Source organism: Nonomuraea sp. NPDC050783 (assembly GCF_040802095.1).
In the GTDB taxonomy this organism is placed as follows: Bacteria; Actinomycetota; Actinomycetes; order Streptosporangiales; family Streptosporangiaceae; genus Nonomuraea.
Map to the genome: position 1 here is coordinate 421350 of NZ_JBFAHK010000001.1, position 20870 is coordinate 442219.

Here is a 20870-nt window from a genome sequence, read left to right on the forward strand (position 1 = left end):
CCTTGGCGCCTCGCTCTCGCTGCTCCTGGGGTTCTCCGCTGTTCGCTGGGTCTACGGAGCCCGGCCGGCCGGCGATCCCGGGGGCGTGTGGTCGGGGGGATGAGGGCTTCCGAGCCGGCTCCATTCCAAGGGCGGGTGGCCTGGCGGGGCCCGATCTTCAGGGGGGCTGAAGCTTTGGATAGGCTTCAGGGAACCTGAAGGTTGGAGGAGGCGCACATGATGGAAGTCGTCCTGTTGTCGGTGCACGTGTTGGCCGCCGTCGTGTTCGTCGGCGGGTCGGCCGTCGCGACGAGCCTGTTTCCCCGCTACGCCCCCACGGAGCCGCCGGAGGGAGGCGAGCGCAACCCCGCCGTCGCGGCCGCGCTGCACCGCGTCAGCCGCGGCTACGCCGTCGCCGCCCTCATCGTGCCGCTGGCCGGGATCGTCCTGGCGGGGGTGCAGGGGCGGATGGGGGAGATCTGGATCACCCTGTCGATGGTGCTCACCGCCGGCGCGGCGGTCCTGCTGGCCGCGCAGATCGTGCCGCGCCAGCGGGCGGCGCTCGACTCGCCCGGCCCGGTGGCGCGGCTGCGTACGCTGGCCATGCTCGCCGGCCTGTACAACCTGGCCTGGGCGGTCGTGGTGGTCCTGATGATCGCGCGGCCCGGGGCGGAGGGGTGAGCGGGATGCGGCTGTTGCGAGTGATGTCCGTGGTCGAGGCCGCCTCGCTGGCCGTGCTGCTGGCGAACCTCCTCACCGTGCACGCGAAGGCGATCACGACGTACGGCGGGCCGCTGCACGGCATCGCCTACCTGGCCGTCGTCCTGGCCGTCTCGTCGAACCCGTCGGCCGCCGGTGCCCGGTGGCGGGCGCTCGTGCCGGGGATCGGCGGGCTGCTCGCCCTGCGTGCCCTGCGCGGCCGATCCCGCCCCCAGGAGAGCTGAGCACTCGTGGCGGCGGGAGCGGCCGCCGCTCCCCGGGGGCGGCGCCGGTCCGGCCCGCCCCCGGCCGTCAGCGCGGGGTGTTCAGGATCGGGACGAGCTCCGGGGGGTCGGCGTACTCGACGCGGACGGAGTCGCAGCCGACCCACCCGGCCGCCGACCACAGGGCGTCGGCCAGCGCGCCGGCCCACTTGGCGGGGGACAGGCCGGGCTCCAGGTGGACCCGCCGGGCGACCAGGGTCTTGCCCTCGCGCGCCGGGTCCACGCGCCCGATCAGCCGGCCTCCCGCCAGGACCGGCATCGTGAAGTAGCCGTGCACGCGCTTGTGCTTGGGGACGTAGAGCTCCAGCGTGTACGTGAAGCCGAACACCCGCTCCGTACGGCCGCGGTGCCAGATCAGGGAGTCGAACGGCGAGACGAGCGTGGTGCGGTGGCGGCCGCGCGGCTCCGACCCGAGCGCCACCGGGTCCGCCCAGGCGTTGGCCTGGCCCTTCTTGCCCGGCCAGCCCGACACCCGCACCGGCGTCAGGCCCGCCGCTCCGCTGAGCAGGGCCTCGTCCAGGATCGCCGCGAACCGGCCCTTGAGGCGGAGGAAGTCGATCAGGTCGGTGCGGTTGGCCACGCCCAGCGAGCGCCCGGCGATGCCGGCCAGCCGGATCACGCACTCCTCGTCGGGGAGGTCCTGGGCCAGGAGGTCGGCGGGGACGGCGCGTTCGGCCAGGTCGTAGACGCGCCGCCAGCCGACGCGGCGGGTGCAGACGAGCTCGCCGATGTCGAGCAGCCACTCCAGGCCGATCTTGGAGTCGGACCAGTCCCACCAGGGGCCGCCGTTCTTCGCGCCGCCCACGTCGGTGGTCATCACCGGGCCCGAGCCGCGCACCTGGTCGAGGAGCTTGTCGACGTTGTCGGGGACCTCGTGCCAGCGGAACTTGCGCTCACGGAAGGCGCGGCGGCGGAAGGAGTAGAGGGGCCAGTGCTCGATCGGCAGGATGCAGGCCGCGTGACACCAGTACTCGAAGCTCCGGGCCGGGTCGTGCCAGTAGGCCCGCTCGACCGTGGGCCGGCCCACGGAGCCCAGGCGGGCGTAGGCGACCAGCTCGTGGGAGCGGGCGAGGACCGAGATCGTGTCGAGCTGCACGGCGCCCAGCCTGCGCAGCATGCCGTGCGCCCCGCCCTTGCGCGCGTCGGCGCCGATGAGGCCCTGGGAGCGCAGGATGATCCGGCGTGCTTCGTCGAGGGTCAGGTCGATCGGGCTGCCGGTCATGTCTGCGGTGCTTCGGCGTACGGAGAGGCGGCTACGGGGTGGCACATGTGAGCAATTTAGCGCCGGTCACCGACAAAACGGCCCGGCCTGTACGCACGCGGGCGGGGAGGAGAGGGGAGGGAGACCGGGCGGGGCGAGAAGAAAGGCGGGCCGCCGCTTGGGCGGGCCCGCCGGGGAGATCGCGTTGGCAGTGATCGTCGATGGATCCTCAGCGGTGGTCCTCGGCGCGCATGCCCACGCGCGGCGCGTCGATCACGACGTCGGTGAAGATGTCGAAGACGAGGGCGAGGATGCCGCCCACGACGAACACCCCCGCGCCGATCCAGATCAGCGTCCAGCTCGTGGCGGTCAGCCCGAAGCCGGCGACGATGAACCCGGCCAGCATGACCGTCACCGCCAGCCACGATGACGCCCGTCCGCCGTGGCTGCCGAGATTCTCCGTTTGCTCCGACTTCTTGCCCTCAACCATGCTTAATCCTCTCTTTACCGGTTATACCGCTATACGTGCGGGCCGGCGGTCAACCGGCGTACCCTCTGCCTTGCCCCCATTCTCCCAGACCAGTCCCGCGCCCTCGTCGGCACGGTGGCTGTGTCTGGTTGCGGAAGCGCCTACGATGGCAGTCGGGGAAGTTTGTCTCGGCCTCTCCTCCTGGCGGCGCCGCCGGGGTAGACCTGCGAGGAGCTTTACATAAAGTGGCAGCCATTCTCGACAAGATCCTGCGTGCCGGCGAAGGTAAGACCCTGCGCAAGCTCAAGCGGATCGCAGACCAGGTCAACTCCATCGAGGACGACTTCACGAGCCTGTCCGACGCGGAGTTGCGCGCGCTGACGGACGAGTTCAAGCAGCGCTACGCGGACGGCGAAACACTCGACGATCTGCTTCCCGAGGCGTTCGCGACCGTGCGCGAGGCGGCCCGCCGCGTGCTCGGCCAGCGCCCCTACGACGTGCAGATCATGGGTGGCGCCAACCTCCACATGGGCAACATCTCCGAGATGAAGACGGGTGAGGGCAAGACCCTCACCTGTACGTTGCCCTCCTATCTCAACGCGCTGTCCGGCAAGGGCGTCCACATCGTCACCGTCAACGACTACCTCGCCAAGCGTGACGCCGAGACGATGGGCCGCATCCACCGCTTCCTGGGCCTGGAGGTCGGCTGCATCATCTCCGGCCAGGAGCCCGACGAGCGCCGCAAGCAGTACGAAGCCGACATCACCTACGGCACCAACAACGAGTTCGGCTTCGACTACCTCCGCGACAACATGGCGTGGTCGCTGGAGGAGTGCGTGCAGCGCGGCCACTACTACGCGATCGTGGACGAGGTCGACTCGATCCTCATCGACGAGGCCAGGACGCCGCTGATCATCTCCGGTCCCGGCGAGCAGTCCGGCAAGTGGTACCAGGAGTTCGCCAAGATCGTCCCGCGGCTGCGCAGGGGCGTCGAGGCGAAGAACCCCGGCGAGGAGAGCACCGGCGACTACATCGTCGACGAGAAGAAGCGCACGGTCGGCATCCTGGAGTCCGGCGTCGAGAAGGTCGAGGACTGGCTCGGCATCGACAACCTCTACAAGCCCGAGCACACCCACCTCGTCGGCTTCCTCAACAACGCGCTCAAGGCCAAGGAGCTGTTCAAGCGCGACAAGGACTACATCGTCTCCGAGGGCGAGGTCCTGATCGTCGACGAGTTCACCGGCCGCATCCTGCACGGCCGCCGCTACAACGAGGGCATGCACCAGGCCATCGAGGCCAAAGAGGGCGTGAAGGTCAAGGACGAGAACCAGACGCTCGCCACGGTCACCCTCCAGAACTACTTCCGCCTCTACGACAAGCTGGCCGGCATGACCGGTACGGCCGCCACCGAGGCCAACGAGTTCCACCAGACCTACAAGCTCGGTGTGGTCCCGATCCCGACCAACCGGCCGATGATCCGCAAGGACCAGCCCGACGTGGTCTACAAGACCGAGGACGCCAAGTTCAACGCGGTGGTCGAGGACATCAAGGAGCGCTACGAGCGCGGCCAGCCGGTGCTCGTCGGCACCACCTCGGTGGAGAAGTCCGAGCGGCTGTCGAAGGCGCTCAAGCGCCGCGGCGTGCCGCACGAGGTGCTCAACGCCAAGAACCACGCGCGTGAGGCCACGATCATCGCCGAGGCGGGCCGCAAGGGCGCCGTCACCGTCGCCACCAACATGGCCGGTCGAGGCACCGACATCATGCTCGGCGGCAACTCCGAGTTCCGCGCCGACCTGGAGCTGCGCCAGCGCGGCCTCGACCCGGTCGAGACGCCGGAGGAGTACGAGAAGGCCTACCCCGAGGCGCTGGAGAAGGCCCGGGCTGCCGTCAAGGCCGAGCACGACGAGGTCACCCAGCTCGGCGGCCTCTACGTGCTGGGCACCGAGCGCCACGAGTCGCGCCGCATCGACAACCAGCTCCGCGGCCGGTCCGGCCGTCAGGGCGACCCCGGCGAGTCGCGCTTCTACCTCTCGCTCGGCGACGACCTGATGCGCCTGTTCAACTCGGCCAGGGTCGAGGTCATCATGACCCGGCTCAACATCCCGGACGACCAGCCGATCGAGTCCGGCATCGTCTCCAAGGCCATCGCCTCCGCCCAGCACCAGGTCGAGCAGCAGAACTTCGAGATCCGCAAGGAAGTTCTGAAGTACGACGAGGTGATGAACCGCCAGCGCAAGGTCATCTACTCCGAGCGCCGGCGCGTGCTGGAGGGCGCCGACCTGCACGACCAGGTGCAGGGCTTCATCGGCGAGGTCATCGACGGCTACGTCCAGGGTGCCACCTCCGAGGGCTTCGCCGAGGAGTGGGACCTCGACAAGCTGTGGCGGGCCTTCAGCGAGCTGTTCCCGATCTCGCTCAGCGTCGACGACGTCGTCGAGGAGGCCGGCGGGCGCGAGGAGCTCACCGCCGAGCTGATCAGCGAGAAGGTCAAGACCAACGCGCTGGAGGCGTACGCCAGGCGGGAGGACGAGATCGGCCCGGAGACCATGCGCGATCTGGAGCGCCGGGTCATCCTGTCCGTCCTCGACCGCAAGTGGCGCGAGCACCTCTACGAGATGGACTACCTGCGCGAGGGCATCGGCATGCGGGCCTACGCGCAGAAGGACCCGCAGATCGAGTACCAGCGCGAGGGTTTCGAGATGTTCGCCGCGATGCTGGAGGGCATCAAGGAGGACTCCGTCGGCTTCCTGTTCAACCTTGAGGTCGAGGTTCAGCAGAACCCGATCGTGGAGGAGGAGGACGCGGCCATCGCGGAGACCCGCTCGATCATCGCCCGCGGGCTGCGCGGCCCCGAGCGGCCGGCCGAGCTGGAATACAGCGCGCCGGGCGAGCAGGGCGAGGTCGAGCACACCCGGGTGCGCACGACCGCGGCGGAGCGGGCCGCGTACGGCAACGTGGAGCGCAACGCGCCGTGCCCGTGCGGGTCCGGCAAGAAGTACAAGCGCTGCCACGGCGACCCCAAGCACGCCGCCTGATCGAAGAAGCATGACCGGAGGGGCCTCCGCCCGTTGGGCGGGGGTCCCTCCGGCGTTCACGGGCGGGCTCCTGCCGGGGGTCAGGCGGTCTCGATGTCGGTGCACAGCCAGTGGAGGCCGCGGCGTTCGAGGCGGACGGCCAGGACGCGGTCGCGCTCGCCGCAGGAGACCCGTACGCACATCTCGATCACGCCGTCGCGCGGCTCGGTCACGTGGACGCTGCCGACGAACGGCACGGCCGGGCTGCGGAACATCGGCCCCGTGCCGAGAAGATGGCGGTAGGCGCCGATGGTGAGCCGGTCGGCCAGGGTCTCCGGAGCGCGGTGGCCGGCCAGCACCTCGGCCAGGGCCTGGCCGAGATGGCGCAGCCGGCGCTCGTCGGGGGTCGAGCCCGGCGGCCCCCAGATCATGGGGGGAGGGCTGTCCAGCGCCAGGGCGCCGTCGGTCAGCGGGCCGGTGAACGGGCCGGTGAGCGAGATGTGGGGGGCTGCCGACACGGGTCCTCCTCTTCGCCGGGAAATGCCTTTAGGAGTTTTCGGCCCGGCAGGGCGGTACGTGCTCCGCCAGCTTCCCCGGCTCCCGCCGCTCATCCTCCGCTTCTGTCCGGGAAAGGGCGGCGGGAGCTGGAGCGCTGGGCGGCCGTTCCGGCCGGCGAGCGGCGCGGGCTAGAGACCGGCCGTAACCTCGCGGCCCGGGGTGGGCAGGTTCAGGGCGCGGATGAGGACGGAGAAGACGGCGTAGTAGACGACCAGGTACACCACGCCGAACCCGAGGATCAGCCCGAGGCCGTGCGTGTTCGACTTGCCGGCGTTCAGGAGCAGGTCGATCGCGCCGCCGGAGAACGTGAAGCCCAGCCTGGCCCCGAGCGCGGCCATGAGCGCCATCGACAGGCCGGTCAGCAGCGCGTGCGCGGCGAAGAGCGCGGGCGCCACGAAGATGAACGCGAACTCCAGCGGCTCGGTGATCCCGGTGACGAAGGCCGTCAGCCCGGCCGACAGCAGGATGCCCCCGACCCCGGAGCGGTGGTCGGGCGGGGCCGCGCGCCACATGGCGATGGCCGCGCCGAGCAGGCCGAACATCATGACGGGGAAGAAGCCGGTCATGAAGATGCCGGCGCCCTGCTCGCCGGCGAAGTAGCAGTTGAGGTCGCCGGTGGCGTCGCGGGTGGCGCCGTGCACGCCGGCGTGGCAGTCCGGCAGCGTGAACCAGACGATGGTGTTGAGGAAGTGGTGCAGGCCGAGGGGGATCAGCAGGCGGTTGGCGACGCCGTAGATGCCGGCTCCGGCGGGGCCGTGCGCCGACAGCCAGTCGCCGGCCCCGCCCAGCCAGTCGCCCACCGGCCGCCACAGCAGGCCGAAGACGATGCCGAGGAGCAGGGCGGCGACGGCGGTGAGGATGGGCACCGAGCGGCGCCCGCCGAAGAAGGCCAGCCAGGAGGGCAGCCTGGTGCGGTGGAAGCGCTGCCAGAGCAGGGCGGCGGTGAGGCCGATGACGATGCCGCCGAGGACGCCGGTCGGGTTCTGCGCGCCGGTGTTGAGCGTACGGGTGCCGTCGCGCAGGACGAGCAGGACCCTCTCGTGGACGGCGCCCTCGCCCGCGTCGAGGAACAGGGTCTTGGTGACGCGGTCGAAGACCAGGTAGCCGGCCAGGGCGGCCAGGGCGGTGGAGCCGTCGGACTTGCGGGCGAAGCCGATGGCCACGCCGATGGCGAACAGGACGGGCAGGTTCTCGAAGAGGGCGCCACCGGCGGCCGCCAGCACCCGGGCGAGCGGGACCAGCCCGGGCACCGCGCCGAGCAGGTCGTCCTGGCCGAAGCGGAAGAGCAGGCCGGCGGCGGGCAGGACGGCGATGGGCAGCATGAGCGAGCGACCGATGCGCTGCAACACGGCGAACGTCGCCGCCCACCCCGCCGTCCACCCTGCCGCCCAGCCGCCCGAGCCGCCCGAGCCACGCGGGCCGCCCGAGCCGTCGGCTGTCATCGCCGCGCTTCCCCCCGCCCGCTGATCCGTCCGCTGATCTTTCGCTGATCCGTTCGCGGGGGAATGGTGTGTTCCTACCACTCCGGCATCGGGAGAAAACGGCTCACGAGGTCAGGGTCGGGAGGCGCTCGGGGACGTGCCCGCGGGGAGAAGGCGAAGCGGATGCTAGGTCTCGCCCGAGTCGAGGTCCGGCTCGGGCTCGCGGCCGGGGGTCATGATGTCGAGCCTGCGGATCAGGAACGTGAAGACGGCGTAGTAGACCACGCCGTAGACCGCGCCCAGCAACAGGATGCCGGGCAGGTTCTCGGTGTTGGACTTGCTGGCGTTCAGCAGCATGTCGAGCAGGCCGGCGGAGAAGCCGAAGCCGAGCTGCCCGCCGACGAGCGTGGTCAGCGCCATGGCCAGGCCGGTCAGCAGCGCGTGGACCACGAGCAGGAGCGGGGCCACGAAGATGAAGGCGAACTCGATGGGCTCGGTGATGCCGGTGACGAACGACGCCAGCGCCGCCGACAGCATGATGCCGCCCACCGCGGCCCGGCGGTGCTTGGGCGCGGCCCGCCACATGGCCAGGGCGGCGGCGGGCAGCGCGAACATCATGACCGGGAAGAACCCGGCCATGAACTGGCCGGAGTGCGCGGCGCCGCCGAAGTAGCAGTTCCAGTCGCCGCCGAGCACCCGGCCGCCGACCTCGCACTGCGGGACGACGTACCAGACGACCGAGTTGACGAAGTGGTGCAGGCCGAAGGGGATGAGCAGGCGGTTGATCACGCCGTAGACGCCGGTGCCGACCGGGCCGAGGGCGGTCAGGGCCTCGCCGGCGTGGCGGATCCACTCGCCGATGACCGGCCACAACCAGCCGAACAGCACGCCGAGGAGCAGCGCCACGATGGAGGTGACGATCGGCACGAAGCGGCGCCCGCCGAAGAAGGCCAGCCAGGAGGGCAGCTTGATCCGGTGGAACCGCTGCCAGAGCAGGGCGGCGACCAGGCCCATCACGATGCCGCCGAGCACCTTGGTGGGGTTCTGCATGCCGTAGTTGATGATCTCCCGGATGCCGCCCTGCTCCTGGACCTCCCTGATGGAGACGGTGTCCCGGATGCCGGAGCCGAAGAACATGACCTTGGTGACCCGGTCGAAGACCAGGTAGCCGACCACGGCGGCGAGCGCGGTGGAGCCGTCGGACTTGCGGGCGAAGCCGATCGCCACCCCGACGGCGAACAGCAGGGGCAGGTTCTCCAGCAGCGCGCCGCCGGCCGCGGCCAGCACCTCGGCGACCTCGCCCATCCAGGCGAAGCCCGCGACGTCGGCCAGGCCGCCGGGATCGGCGCCGTTCGAGCCGAGCATGTCGGGCTGGCCGAAACGCAGCAGCAGCGCGGCGGAGGGCAGCGCGGCGATGGGCAGCATCAGGGAGCGGCCCAGCCGCTGCAGCACGGTCATGACGCGTGCGAGGGGCGAGGGCCGGGCGGCGGCGGTCTCGTTCACCGGGCGTTCCTCCGGGGGTGCAAGCGCCAGGCTTCCGGCCTCTGGGAGCGCCGGAGCCCCGGCGCCTCCAGGGGGAGCGCCGGGGGCGGTCGGGGGGCGGTCAGCCCCGCCGTACGGGCATTTCGAGCAGGGTGCGGAGCTGGTAGCGGTCGGCGCGGTAGGTGGACACGCCCAGCTCCGCGCAGACGCCACCGGAGAACGAGCGGCGCTGGAGCAGCAACACGGCCCCACCGCGCGGCAGCTTCAGCAGGTCGGCGTCGCTGGGGTCGGCGATGCCGCCGTCGATGGTGAGCTCGCCGGCGTCCATGACGAGGCCGTAGCGGCGCTCCAGCAGCTCGTACAGCGATCTGCCGGACAGGTCGTGCTCGGCCAGGTCGGGGGCGAGCTTGACCGGGATGTGCGCCCGCTCGATGGACAGCGGCTCCCCGTCGGCGGTGCGCAGGCGCTCGATGAAGTGCACCTCCTCGCCCGGCTGGATGCCCAGCTCCTTGGCCAGGTGGGCGCTGGCGCGCACGATCCGCCGGTCGAGGTCGCGCGAGCCGGGCACCATGCCGCGCGCCCGCATGTCGTCGGTGAACGACGTGAGCTGCAGCGCCAGCTCGATCTTCGGCCGCGCGACGAAGGTGCCCTTGCCCGGCACCCGGTGCAGCCGCCCCTCGGAGACCAGGTGGTCGACGGCCTGCCGGACGGTCATCCTGGACAGGCCGAACCGCTGGCACAGCTCACGCTCGGACGGGATGGCGGCGCCGATGCTCAGCTCGTCGCTGTCGATGAGGTCCAGCAGGATCTCGCGGAGCTGGAAGTATTTGGGCACCGGGCTGTCCGGGTCGATGTGGGCCACGGGATCCTCCCCTCGTTCAGGGCCATGCGATGGGTTATGGTTCGTACTGGTCTAGTCCGGACTAGACCACAGGTCGCAAAAGGCGGTCAAGCCCGATCCGCCCCCATGTGAAGGATGAGCCCACGATGACCACGAAGATGCGCAGCGAGATCGCCGAGCAGCCGGCCGCGCTGCGGGCCACACTGGACTCCCTGCTCCCCAGGATCGGCGAGGTGAGAGCGGTGGGCGAGCGCACTCGCCAGCTGTTGTTCATCGCGCGTGGCACCTCCGACAACGCAGCAGTGTACGGCCGTTACCTGGTGGAATCACACGCGGGACGGCTGTCCGCCCTGGCCGCGCCGTCCATCGCGACCACGTACAGGCGCAGGCTGGACCTCGACGGCGTGCTGGCCGTGGCCATCTCCCAGTCGGGCCGCACCGAGGAGATCGTGGAGACGCTGGCCTGGGCCAAGGAGTGCGGGGCGGCGACCGTCGGCATCACCAACGGAGGCGCCGACAGCCCGCTCGCCCGGGCCGCCGACGTGGCCCTGTGCACGGAGGCCGGGGAGGAGAAGGCGGTCCCGGCGACGAAGACGTACACGACTCAGCTCGCCGCGCTGGCGGTGCTGGCGCTCGGCCTGGGCGCGGACGTGGACGCCGACGACCTGCGCCGGGTCCCGGAGGCCGTGGAGAAGCTGATCGCCGAGCCCGGCGACCTGGAGGCCGTGGTCGAGGGCCTGGCGGACAAGCCGGGCGTCGTGGTCTCCGGGCGCGGCCTGGCGTTCTCGACCGCGCTGGAGAGCGCGCTCAAGCTCAAGGAGGCGTGCTACCTGCACGCGATGGGCCTGTCCTACGCCGACCTGCTGCACGGCCCCATCGCCGTGGTGGACGCCGACACCCCGGCGCTGCTGGTCGCCGCCGAGAACAGCCCCATGCTGCCCGGCACGGTGGCGCTGGCCGAGCGGGTGGTGGCCGCGGGGGCGGCGGCGTACACGATCGGCGGCGGCGGGAGCCTGGCGCGGGCCGGCACGGCCGCGCTCAACGGCCCGGACCTGCCCGAATGGGTGGCCCCCATGGGGCTCATCGTGCCGGGGCAGCTCCTCACCGAGGCGCTGGCCCGCCGGCTCGGCATCGACCCCGACGCGCCGCGCGGTTTGAACAAGGTCACCCAGACGGACTGATCTAGCCTGGTCACGAGAGCTAGGGAGGCCGGATGGCGGCTGATGCGAACGCGATCATCGCCGGGCTCGGCGGGGCCGACAACATCATCGAGATCGAGCCCTGCATCACCCGGTTGCGTACGGAGGTGCACGACGCGTCCAAGGTCGACCAGGCCGCGCTGCGGGCGGCGGGCGCGCACGGCGTCATGGCCACGGGCAACGTGGTCCAGGTCGTCGTCGGGCCGGAGGCGGACACGATAGCCAGCGACATCGAGGACATCATCGGCTAAGGGCGAGGACCATGACGACTGTTCTCGCCCCGGTCGAGGGGGCGGCCGTGGGGCTGGCAGCCGTGCCCGATCCGGTGTTCTCCGCGGGCCTGGTCGGCCCGGGGACGGCCATCGACCCGCTGCGGGGGCCCGGCAAGGCCGTGGCCCCCATCGCGGGCAAGATCATGAAGCTGCATCCGCACGCGTATGTCATCGTGGGGGACGACGGCAAGGGCGTGCTGGTCCACCTGGGCATCGACACGGTCCAGCTCAAGGGGCGGGGGTTCCGGCTGCTGGCTGCGGAGGGGGACCGGGTGAGCGCGGGCCAGCCGGTCGTCGCGTGGGACCCGGCGGCCGTCGAAGCGGGCGGCCGCTCGCCGGTCTGCCCGGTGGTGGCGCTGGACGCCCTGTCCGGGGCGGTGACCGGCGTCGCCGAAGGGGCAGTGCAGGTGGGTGACGAGCTCTTCCGGTGGGACTGACCTCCGCGAAGACGCCACAATAGGCACGGCCGCTGATTTCGCCCCCCGATCGGCGGGTCGCACGTACGCGCGTCCGGATCACTGGTCCGGACCGGCACAGAAGGAGGATTCGATGGGTGAGCGCAAGGTCACCGTGGCGGCGGAGGTGGGGCTGCACTCCCGTCCCGCGGCGACGTTCGTCCAGCGGGCCATGAAGGCCCCGATGGACATCACGGTGACGAAGATGAACAGCGCCAAGGCTCCGGTCAGCGGCAAGAGCATCCTCGCCATCATGGCGCTGGACGTGCGCCAGGGCGAGACCGTGGTGATCAGCGCGGAGGGCGAGGGCTCGGAGGAGGTCCTCGACGAGCTGGCCGAGATCGCCGGTACGCCGTGAACCTGCGGGGGGTAGGGGTCAGCCCGGGCATCGGGCACGGCCCCGCACATGTGCTCTCCGTCTCGGTGCCCGAACCCCCCGAGGGCATGACGTACACCGGCGAGGCGGAGCAGGAGAAGGAGCGCGCGATGACCGCGCTCACGCAGGTCGCGGGCGAGCTGGAGTCCCGCGGCCACCGGGCGGGCGGCGAGGCCGAGGAGATACTCAAGGCACAGGCGCTGATGGCCGAGGACCCGGGCCTGGTCGTGCGGGTGCGCTCGCTGATCGACCGGGGCCTGGCGGCTCCCAGGGCCGTCTACGAAGCCTTCCTGCGCTACCGGGACGTGCTCGCCGGGTCCGGCGGCTACCTCGGCGAGCGGGCCGCCGATCTCGACGACGTCAGGGACCGCGTGATCGCGGTGCTCTACGGCATCCCCATGCCGGGGTTGCAGGGCACGCCGGCGGAGCCGTACGTGCTGGTCGCCCGCGATCTCGCGCCGGCCGACACGGCGCTGCTCTCGCGCGAGCAGGTGGCCGCCTTCGTCACCGAGGAGGGCGGCCCCACCAGCCACACCGCGATCCTGGCCAGGGCGCTCGGCGTGCCCGCCGTGGTGGCCTGCCCCGGGGCGACCGGCATCAGGCAGGGCGCCCGCGTGCTGGCCGACGGCACCTCCGGCGAGGTGCGGGTGGAGCCGGTCGCGTCCGAGGTGGCCGACGCGGCCCGCGCGCACGCCGACCGGCGGGCCGCGTACGCGCGGGCCGAGGGGCCGGGGCGCACCGCCGACGGGCATCCGGTCCCGCTGCTGGCCAACGTGGGCGGCCCGGCCGAGCTGGACGCCGCGCTGGCCGCGGGCGCCGAGGGCGTCGGGCTCTACCGCAGCGAGTTCCTGTTCCTGGGACGCTCGGAGCCGCCCGGGGTGGCGGAGCAGACGCGGGCCTACCGGGCGGCGGCCGAGGCGTTCCCCGGCGGCAAGGTGGTCGTGCGCACCCTCGACGGGGGGGCGGACAAGGCGCTGGCGTTCCTGCCGTCGCCGCCCGAGCCCAACCCGGCGCTGGGGGAGCGCGGCCTGCGGGCCTTCCGCCGCTTTCCCGGCGTGATGGCCGCGCAGCTCGACGCGCTGCGCGCGGCCGGGGACGTGGCGGTGATGGCGCCGATGGTGGCCACCGCCGAGGAGGCCGGCTGGTTCGTCGGCGAGTGCCGCTCCCGGGGCCTGGCGGAGGCCGGCGTGATGATCGAGATCCCGTCGGCCGCGCTGCGCGCCGGGGACCTGCTGGCCTCGGCGGACTTCGTCTCCGTCGGCACCAACGACCTCGCCCAGTACGCCTTCGCCGCCGACCGCCGGCTCGGCGCGACGCGCGCGTTGCAGGACCCGTGGCAGCCCGCGCTGCTGGACCTGGTCGCCATGACCGCGGCCGCCGCCAGGGAGGCGGGCAAGCCGTGCGGGATCTGCGGCGAGTCGGCCGCCGACCCGGTCATGGCCTGCGTGCTCGCCGGGCTCGGCGCCACCACGCTGTCCATGGGGGCCGGGGCGCTGCCCGCCGTGCGGGCCGCGCTGGCCGCGCACACGCTCGACGAGTGCCGCCTGGCGGCCGACGCCGCCCGCGACGCGACCACGGCGGCCGAGGCCCGTGCCGCCGCGCGGGCGTACCTGCCCGCTCTCGCACGTCTGGGGATGTAGATTCTGGATACCTTTGGAGTCATGCTGCGACGGATCGGTACGGCGGGCCTGCTCGTGATCGCCCTGACCGCGTGCGCCGGGAACGGCGGCGCGGCGGGCGCGACCCCGACGGGAGGCAAGGCCGCCCCGCCCGCCCCGACCCCCGACTCCTCGCCGTCGCAGGTCGATCCGGTGGCCAGGGCCCTGGCCGGGCTCAGCGTCGAGGAGAAGGTCGGCCAGCTCTTCATGCCGGTCCTGTACGGCACCACGGCCGGCTCGTCCTCGGGCGAGAACCAGGCCCGCTACGGCGCCCCGACCCCGGCCAAGGTGATCGCCCGCTACCACCTGGGCGGCGTGATCCTCTTCCCGGCCAACGTCAAGAGCACCTCCCAGGTCGTCGGCCTGACCAACGGCCTGCAGCGCGCCTCGAAGAAGGTGCCGCTGCTCATCGGCACCGACCAGGAGAACGGCCTGGTCGCGCGCATGTCGGCGCTCATGACCGACCTGCCGGGGGCCGCCGCCATCGGCGCCACCAAGGACCCCGCCCTGGCGCGGGCGGTGGCCAGGGCGACCGGCGAGGAGCTGCGCGCGCTCGGCGTCAACCTCGACTTCGCGCCGGTGGCCGACGTCAACGTCAACCCGAAGAACCCGGTCATCGGGCGGCGCGCGTACGGCGACGACCCGCGGCGGGTGTCGACGATGGTGGCGGCGGCGGTCAAGGGGTTCGCCGACGCGGGCGTGGCGGCCACCGCCAAGCACTTCCCGGGGCACGGTGACACCTCGGTCGACAGCCACACCGGGCTGCCGGTGATCAAGCACACCAGGGCCCAGTGGGAGCGCATTGACGCGCCGCCGTTCAAGGCCGCGATCGGCGCCGGGGTGGACGCCGTGATGAGCGCCCACATCGTCTTCCCCAAGCTCGACCCGTCCGGCGACCCGGCGACGCTGTCCAAGCCGATCCTGACCGGGCTGCTGCGGCAGAAGCTCGGCTTCGACGGCGTGATCTCCACCGACGCGCTCAACATGGCCGGGGTGCGCCAGAAGTACGACGACGGCGAGATCGCCGTGCGGGCCGTGCTGGCCGGCGCCGACCTGCTGCTCATGCCCAACGACCTGCCGAAGGCGTACCGGGCGGTGCTGTCGGCGGTGAAGTCGGGCCGGATCAGCGGCAAGCGCCTCGACCAGTCGGTCACCCGGCTGCTCAGGCTCAAGCACGCCAGGGGTTTCCTGACCGGGGCGCCAGCGGCGTCCGCGGCGAAGGCGGCCGGCGTGCTGCGCTCGGCGGAGCACCGCAAGCTGGCCGCCCGGGTGGAGTCGGCCGCCGACTGAGCGGTGGCTAGTGCTCGCCGTGCAGGCCGCTGGCGATGTACATCGCGGCCAGCACGCCGAACAGGAACGCCTGCAGGAACTGGATGAGCAGCTCCAGCGCGGTGATCACGATCGTCATCGCCACGCCGAGCACGCCCAGCCCCGCGCCGAGCGGGGTCAGCCGCTCGAACAGGAACCAGAAGCCGACCGAGCTGAAGAAGGCCACCAGGATGTGGCCGGCGAACATGTTGGCGAACAGCCGGATGAAGTGGGTGAACAGCGACGTGACGAAGACCTCGGCGAGGATCAGCGGGGCGTAGATGCCGTAGGCCCAGCCGGGCAGGCCGGGCAGGTGCACGATGCCCCTGAGGTAGCCGCGCACGCCGTGGTGCCGTACGCCGAGGTAGACCTTGATGCCGTACACGGTGATCGCCAGCACCGCGGGGAAGGCGATGTGCGCGGCGACGGGGAACTGGATGAGCGGGATCACGCCCATCAGGTTCCAGAGCAGGACGGTCAGGAAGATCGTCAGGAGCAGGCCCATCCACCGGTCGGCGTCCTTGCCGAGGGAGGGGCGGGCGATCTGGTCGCGGACGAACAGGTACGCGTACTCGCCGACGCCCTGCCAACCGCGCGGCACGAGCTTCGGCCTGGCGAAGGCCGCCCAGCACAGGGCTATGGCGACGGCCGAGGCGAGCAGCGCGGTCAGCACCGGCTTGGTGAACCATTCGGGTCCACCGGGGATGATCGGGGGGAACTGGAACAGGTCGAGGCCGGGGGCCTGCCACCGGCCGGGGGAGTGGGCCGGGCCGGAGGAGGTGGTCAGGCCGGAGGTGATCAGGATCGTCGTCCGCACGGCGGTCCTTTCTTGGTCGCTTCTTTGCGCCGGAGGATCACCTTAACGAGCGATTTGTCCAGTCCCTTTTGGTGGTTTATGGAGGGATATTTCAGGGGCTCCGGTCAGAAGTCGAAGTCGTCGATGTTGGACGTGTCGAACACGGTCGGCTTGCCGAGCAGCACCTCGCCCTTGGCCCCCACCGTGTAGTCGCCCAGCCTGCCCGCCTTGAACGTCTCGCCCTCGCCGCCGGTGATCTGCCCGGAGGCCAGCGCGGCGGCCGCGTACGAGGCCAGGTAACCCAGGTCGGCCGGGTTCCACAGCTCGAACGCCTCGATCGTGCCGTCCTTGACGAACTTGCGGAGCTGGTTCGGCGTGCCGAGCCCGGTCAGCTTCACCTTCCCCTTGTACGGCGAGTCCGACAGGTACCGGGCCGCCGCCGCGATCCCCACGGTGGTCGGCGAGATGATGCCCGCCAGGTCCGGGTACGAGCGCAGCAGCCCCTGGGTCTCGGTGAAGGACTTCTGGTCGTCGTCGTTGCCGTAGGCGACCTTGACCAGCTCCATGTCCTTGTACTCGGGCTTCTTGAGCTCGTCCTTCATGAACTCGATCCAGGTGTTCTGGTTGGTCGCGTTCGGCGTGGCGGACAGGATCGCGATCTTGCCCTTGTTGCCGAGCTGCTTGGCCAGGAGCTGCACCTCGGTACGGCCCAGGTCCTCGGCGCCGGCCTGGTTGACGAAGACGTCGCGGCCCTCGGGCGCGGTGTCGGAGTCGTAGCTGACGACCTTGATCCCGGCGGCCCTGGCCTGCTTGAGCGCGGGCACGACGGCGTCCGGGTCGTTGGCGGAGATGACGATGGCGTCCTGCTTCTGCTGGATGAGCGTGTTGATGTAGGACACCTGCGAGGACGCGCTGGCGTCGGACGGGCCGACCTCCTTGCCCGTGCCGCCGAACTCCTTCGCCGCCGCCACCCCGCCCTGGTCGGCGATCGTGAAGTACGGGTTGTTGACCTGCTTCGGCAGGAAGGCGATCTTCAGCCCCCGCTTGAGCGGGGCGTCCGGGTTCGCCGCGGCCGACGAGGCGGCGCCGGCCGGGGCGGAGGACTGCTGCTGCCGCACGTCGCTCTTGGTGGTGCCGCCGCACGCGCTGGTGAGCAGGACGAGACCGGCCAGGAGCGCCACGGGACGCCAGAGGGCGCGCGTGGTCATGGGACCCGTTGTCATGAGACCGACTTCCCTTCCACTGGTGATGGTGTGCGCCGTCGCCGGACCGCCCCCACGTTCGGCGCCAGCACGGAGGCGACGAGCAGCAGGCCCGTCACGAAGTTGAGGACCTCGTTGGCCACGTCCGCCAGGATCAGCGCGTTGCGCACGACGCCGAGCAGCAGCACCGCCACCAGGACGCCGGGCAGTGTGCCCTTCCCGCCGAAGATCGACACCCCGCCCAGCAGCACGGCGGCCACCACCGCCAGCTCCAGGCCCATGCCGTTGTCGGCGCGGGCGCTGGCGTAGCGGAAGGTGTAGACCAGCGACGCCAGCGAGGCCATGACCCCGGAGGCCACGAACAACCAGAGCTTGATCCGCCTGACCCGGACGCCGGAGAACCAGGCGGCCTCGGCGTTCGAGCCGAGCGCCACGATCGAGCGGCCGAGCCCGGTCGCGTGCAGCACCAGGCCCGCCACCACGGCCAGCACCGCGACCAGCACGGTCGCCAGCGGCACCGGCCCGATCGAGGAGGTCGCCAGGCCCGTGTACGCGGGCGGCAGGTCGGCCACCGCCTGGCTGCCCAGCAGCACGTACGCCAGGCCGCGGAACAGCGCGAACGTGCCGATGGTGACCGCCAGCGAGGGCAGCCCGAGCCGGGTGACGAGCAGCCCGTTGACCGCTCCGCAGGCCGCGCCCACCAGCAGGCAGATCGGCATGATGGCCTCGATCGGCAGCCCCGCGTCCCACAGCCGGCCCAGCACCGCGCAGGACAGGCCCAGCGTGGAGGCCACGGACAGGTCGATCTCGGCCGCCACGACCACCAGCGTCATGGTCAGCGCCATGAGGGCGATCTCGGTGGTGTCGAGCAGCAGGAACGACACGTTCGAGGCGTTGGCGAAGCCGTCCACGCCGAGCGAGGCCCACACCGCGACCCCGGCCAGCAGCACGACGATCAGCGTCTCCCAGCGGCGGAGCGCCTCAGCGGTCATCGCGGAACCTCCCTCGGCGCAGGGCCGCGGCCACGCGCAGCGCGAGCAGGCGGTCGAGGACGATGGCGGCGAGCAGCAGGGCGCCGTTGACGGCGGTCTGGGCCAGGGCGTCCACCCGCAGCACGGCCAGCGCGCTGGTGATGGAGGCCAGCAGGAGGGCGCCCAGCGCGGCCCCGTAGACGGAGCCGCTGCCGCCGAAGATGGCCACGCCGCCCACCACGACCGCGGCGATGACGTCGAGCTCCTTGCCGGTGGCGACGGTGGCGTCCACGGTGCCGAAGCGGGCCGCCCACATCACCCCGGCCAGGCCGGCCAGCGCGCCGCTCGCGACGAACGCGGTCAGCACCCGCCGGCGCACCCGGATGCCGGCCAGCACGGCGGCCTCGGGGCTGGAGCCGATGGCGTACAGCTCGCGGCCGGAGCGCAGGTTGCGCAGCATCCAGCCGACCGCCAGCAGCACGGCCAGGGCCACCAGCGCGGGCAGCGGGACGCCGAGGACCGAGCGGGTGCCGAGGGTGAGGAAGCCCTCCGGCATGTCGGCGGCGTTGACCTGGCGGCCGCCGGCCCAGGCGTAGTCGACGCCGCGGAAGGCGTACAGGGTGCCGAGCGTGGCCACCAGGGCCGGGACGCCGGCCACGCCGACCAGCAGGCCGTTGACCGCGCCGCAGGCGGCGCCGAGCAGCACGCATCCGGCGATGACCAGCGGGACCGGCACGCCGGGGCGGTCGGCCAGGACCAGCGCGCCACCGAAGGCCGACAGGCCCACGACGGAGCTGACCGACAGGTCCACGTTCCTGGTGACGACGACGAGCGTCTGGCCGACGGCGAGCAGCGCGATGATGGCTGAGTTGAGCAGGATGTCGCGGATGCTGCCGTAGCTGAGGAAGCTCGGGTTCGCCGCGCCCGTGACGCCGAACAGCACGGCGAGCGCGGCCACGATGCCCAGCTCGCGCACCCGCGCCACCCGGTCCACCAGCCGCCGGGCCCCGCCCTGGCGGGCGGGCGCGGAAGCGGCGGCGGCCAGGGGCCCGGCGGCCTTCACGCGGCGCTCCTTCCGGTGGTGGGGCGGGGCTGTGCGGCGCTCACGCGGCGCTCCTTCCGGTGGCGGCGGCCATCACGCTCTCCTCGGTGGCGGACGCCCGGTCCAGCTCGGCGACCAGCCGCCCCTCGTGCATGACCAGCACCCGGTCGGCCATGCCGAGCACCTCGGGCAGCTCCGAGGAGATCATCAGCACCGCCACCCCGCTCGCGGCCAGCTCCGACAGCAGCCGGTGCACCTCGGCCTTGGTGCCGACGTCGATGCCCCGGGTGGGCTCGTCCACGATGAGCACCGACGGCCCGCGGGCCAGCCACTTGGCCAGCACCACCTTCTGCTGGTTGCCGCCGGACAGCACGCCCACCGGATCGCTCAGCCGGGCGAACTTCAGCCGCAGCCGCACCGCCCAGTCCCTGGCCCGCTCCCGCTCGGCCAGGCGCGAGATCAGCGGCCCCCTGCGCAGGGCGGCCAGCCCGGCCAGGCCGACGTTGCGCTCGATCGACAGGTCCATGACCAGGCCCTGCTGGCGGCGGTCCTCCGGCACCAGGGCCAGCCCGGCCGCCATGGCCGCCGTGGGGCTGGCCGGGCGCAGCCGCCTGCCGTCCACCTCGACGCTCCCGGCGTCCCAGCGGTCGATGCCGAACACGGCGCGGGCGACCTCGCTGCGGCCGGCGCCGACCAGCCCGGCCAGCGCGACGATCTCGCCGCGCCGCACCTCGAACGACACGTCGGTGAACACGCCCTCGCGGGTGAGCCGGCGCACGCGCAGCGCGACCGCGCCCGCCCGGGTGTCCTGCTTGGGGAACAGCGCCTCCAGCTCCCGGCCGACCATGCGGCGTACCAGGTCGTCGGGGGTGAGGTCGGCGACCAGGTCGGCGGCGACCAGCGCGCCGTCGCGCAGGGTCGTCACCCGCCGGCACAGCCGGAAGATCTCCTCCAGCCGGTGGGAGATGAACAGCAGCGCGGCCCCCTGCTCGCGCAGCGCCTCGGCCACGCCGAACAGCCGCTCGGCCTCCTGCCCGGACAGGGCGGCGGTCGGCTCGTCCATGACCAGGACGCGGGCCCGCAGGGACAGGGCCTTGGCGATCTCCACGAGCTGCTGGTCGGCGATGGACAGGCCGCGGGCCGGCCGGCCGGGGTCGAGGTGCACGCCGAGGCGGCCGAACAGCTCGGCCGTGGCCGCGCGCATGGCCCGCCGGTCCAGGCCGAGGCGGGCGCGCGGCTGGCGGCCCATGAAGATGTTCTCCATGACCGACAGGTCGGGGAACAGGGTCGGCTCCTGGTAGATGACCGCGACCCCGGCCCGCTGGGCGTCGGCCGGTCCGGCGAACTCCACCGGCCGGCCGTCCAGCAGGACGCGCCCGGAGTCCGGGCGGTGCACGCCCGAGAGGATCTTCACGAGCGTGGACTTCCCCGCGCCGTTCTCGCCGGCGAGGGCGTGGATCTCGCCGGCGCGCAGCTCCAGCGAGACCTCGCGGACGGCGCGGACCGCGCCGAACGCCTTGCTGACCTGTGAGAGGGACAGGACGGGAGTTTCCTCCATCGGCCGCACTCCCGGCAAAATCGTTTTAAGCGGTGGGAGGACGGTATTTCAGGAAATGCCGGCGCGTCAATGGTCCCTTACCCGC

The 20870-nt window shown here is 72.1% G+C and carries 20 protein-coding genes; 9 read left to right on the forward strand and 11 right to left on the reverse strand.

Going from position 1 to position 20870, the window contains the following annotated elements; all coding sequences use genetic code 11:
- Positions 1–216 precede the first annotated feature (216 nt).
- Both AB0H75_RS01945 and AB0H75_RS01950 read left to right on the forward strand, forming a co-directional pair.
- The gene (locus AB0H75_RS01945; protein ID WP_367788309.1) at positions 217–660 is read left to right on the forward strand and encodes a hypothetical protein; all 444 of its coding nucleotides are present in this window, start codon (positions 217–219) and stop codon (positions 658–660) included.
- Positions 661–665: 5 nt separating this feature from the next.
- Positions 666–923 (forward strand): DUF3817 domain-containing protein, encoded by a 258-nt coding sequence (locus tag AB0H75_RS01950; protein ID WP_367788311.1) that lies wholly within the window; start codon positions 666–668, stop codon positions 921–923.
- A gap of 67 nt (positions 924–990) precedes the next feature.
- On the opposite strand, the gene AB0H75_RS01955 is transcribed toward AB0H75_RS01950, so the two are convergent.
- Both AB0H75_RS01955 and AB0H75_RS01960 read right to left on the reverse strand, forming a co-directional pair.
- Complete coding sequence (locus AB0H75_RS01955; RefSeq protein WP_367788313.1) at positions 991–2184, reverse strand: winged helix-turn-helix domain-containing protein; 1194 nt, start codon at positions 2182–2184, stop codon at positions 991–993.
- Between the two features lie 208 nt (positions 2185–2392).
- On the reverse strand, positions 2393–2653 hold the full coding sequence (locus tag AB0H75_RS01960) for an HGxxPAAW family protein (protein WP_367788315.1): 261 nt from the start codon (positions 2651–2653) through the stop codon (positions 2393–2395).
- Positions 2654–2877: 224 nt separating this feature from the next.
- Here AB0H75_RS01960 and secA point away from each other — a divergent pair, with 224 nt between their 5' ends.
- Entirely contained in the window at positions 2878–5667 is a 2790-nt protein-coding gene (gene secA / locus AB0H75_RS01965) for a preprotein translocase subunit SecA (RefSeq protein ID WP_367788317.1), read from the forward strand.
- A gap of 80 nt (positions 5668–5747) precedes the next feature.
- Here the strand turns inward: secA and AB0H75_RS01970 are convergent, their stop codons facing one another.
- The 4 genes from AB0H75_RS01970 to AB0H75_RS01985 form a co-directional block, all read right to left on the reverse strand.
- Entirely contained in the window at positions 5748–6164 is a 417-nt protein-coding gene (locus AB0H75_RS01970; protein ID WP_367788319.1) for an Rv3235 family protein, read from the reverse strand.
- Between the two features lie 168 nt (positions 6165–6332).
- Positions 6333–7646 carry a PTS transporter subunit EIIC gene (locus AB0H75_RS01975; RefSeq protein WP_367788321.1) on the reverse strand — a complete coding sequence of 438 codons (1314 nt, stop codon included), beginning with the start codon at positions 7644–7646 and terminating at the stop codon, positions 6333–6335.
- A 165-nt stretch (positions 7647–7811) separates the two neighbouring features.
- Positions 7812–9128, reverse strand: coding sequence for a PTS transporter subunit EIIC (locus tag AB0H75_RS01980; protein WP_367788323.1), 1317 nt, complete (start codon positions 9126–9128; stop codon positions 7812–7814).
- Between the two features lie 100 nt (positions 9129–9228).
- Positions 9229–9969, reverse strand: a complete 741-nt coding sequence (locus AB0H75_RS01985) for a GntR family transcriptional regulator (RefSeq protein ID WP_367788325.1) — start codon at positions 9967–9969, stop codon at positions 9229–9231.
- 125 nt (positions 9970–10094) lie between these two features.
- Between AB0H75_RS01985 and AB0H75_RS01990 the strand changes: the two genes are divergently transcribed.
- From AB0H75_RS01990 to nagZ, 6 genes are all read left to right on the forward strand, one after another.
- Positions 10095–11129: an SIS domain-containing protein gene (locus AB0H75_RS01990; protein WP_367788327.1), complete on the forward strand. Its 1035-nt coding sequence runs from the start codon at positions 10095–10097 to the stop codon at positions 11127–11129.
- A gap of 32 nt (positions 11130–11161) precedes the next feature.
- Positions 11162–11398, forward strand: coding sequence for a glucose PTS transporter subunit EIIB (locus AB0H75_RS01995; RefSeq protein WP_367788329.1), 237 nt, complete (start codon positions 11162–11164; stop codon positions 11396–11398).
- Positions 11399–11409: 11 nt separating this feature from the next.
- A complete protein-coding gene (locus AB0H75_RS02000; protein ID WP_367788331.1) occupies positions 11410–11856 on the forward strand; it encodes a PTS glucose transporter subunit IIA in 447 nt (148 codons plus the stop codon).
- Positions 11857–11968: 112 nt separating this feature from the next.
- The gene (locus AB0H75_RS02005) at positions 11969–12232 is read left to right on the forward strand and encodes an HPr family phosphocarrier protein (protein ID WP_367788333.1); all 264 of its coding nucleotides are present in this window, start codon (positions 11969–11971) and stop codon (positions 12230–12232) included.
- A complete protein-coding gene (ptsP, locus tag AB0H75_RS02010) occupies positions 12229–13890 on the forward strand; it encodes a phosphoenolpyruvate--protein phosphotransferase (RefSeq protein WP_367788335.1) in 1662 nt (553 codons plus the stop codon). Before AB0H75_RS02005 ends, ptsP begins: the two co-directional genes overlap by 4 nt.
- A gap of 21 nt (positions 13891–13911) precedes the next feature.
- Positions 13912–15198, forward strand: coding sequence for a beta-N-acetylhexosaminidase (gene nagZ, locus AB0H75_RS02015; protein ID WP_367788337.1), 1287 nt, complete (start codon positions 13912–13914; stop codon positions 15196–15198).
- Between the two features lie 7 nt (positions 15199–15205).
- On the opposite strand, the gene AB0H75_RS02020 is transcribed toward nagZ, so the two are convergent.
- The 5 genes from AB0H75_RS02020 to AB0H75_RS02040 form a co-directional block, all read right to left on the reverse strand.
- Positions 15206–16033, reverse strand: coding sequence for a F0F1 ATP synthase subunit A (locus AB0H75_RS02020; protein ID WP_367788339.1), 828 nt, complete (start codon positions 16031–16033; stop codon positions 15206–15208).
- Between the two features lie 104 nt (positions 16034–16137).
- Positions 16138–17220 carry a rhamnose ABC transporter substrate-binding protein gene (gene rhaS / locus AB0H75_RS02025; protein WP_367788341.1) on the reverse strand — a complete coding sequence of 361 codons (1083 nt, stop codon included), beginning with the start codon at positions 17218–17220 and terminating at the stop codon, positions 16138–16140.
- 11 nt (positions 17221–17231) lie between these two features.
- Positions 17232–18206, reverse strand: a complete 975-nt coding sequence (locus tag AB0H75_RS02030) for an ABC transporter permease (protein WP_367788343.1) — start codon at positions 18204–18206, stop codon at positions 17232–17234.
- A complete protein-coding gene (locus tag AB0H75_RS02035; RefSeq protein ID WP_367788345.1) occupies positions 18196–19248 on the reverse strand; it encodes an ABC transporter permease in 1053 nt (350 codons plus the stop codon). Before AB0H75_RS02035 ends, AB0H75_RS02030 begins: the two co-directional genes overlap by 11 nt.
- A gap of 40 nt (positions 19249–19288) precedes the next feature.
- Positions 19289–20785: a sugar ABC transporter ATP-binding protein gene (locus tag AB0H75_RS02040; protein WP_367788347.1), complete on the reverse strand. Its 1497-nt coding sequence runs from the start codon at positions 20783–20785 to the stop codon at positions 19289–19291.
- Positions 20786–20870: the final 85 nt, after the last annotated feature.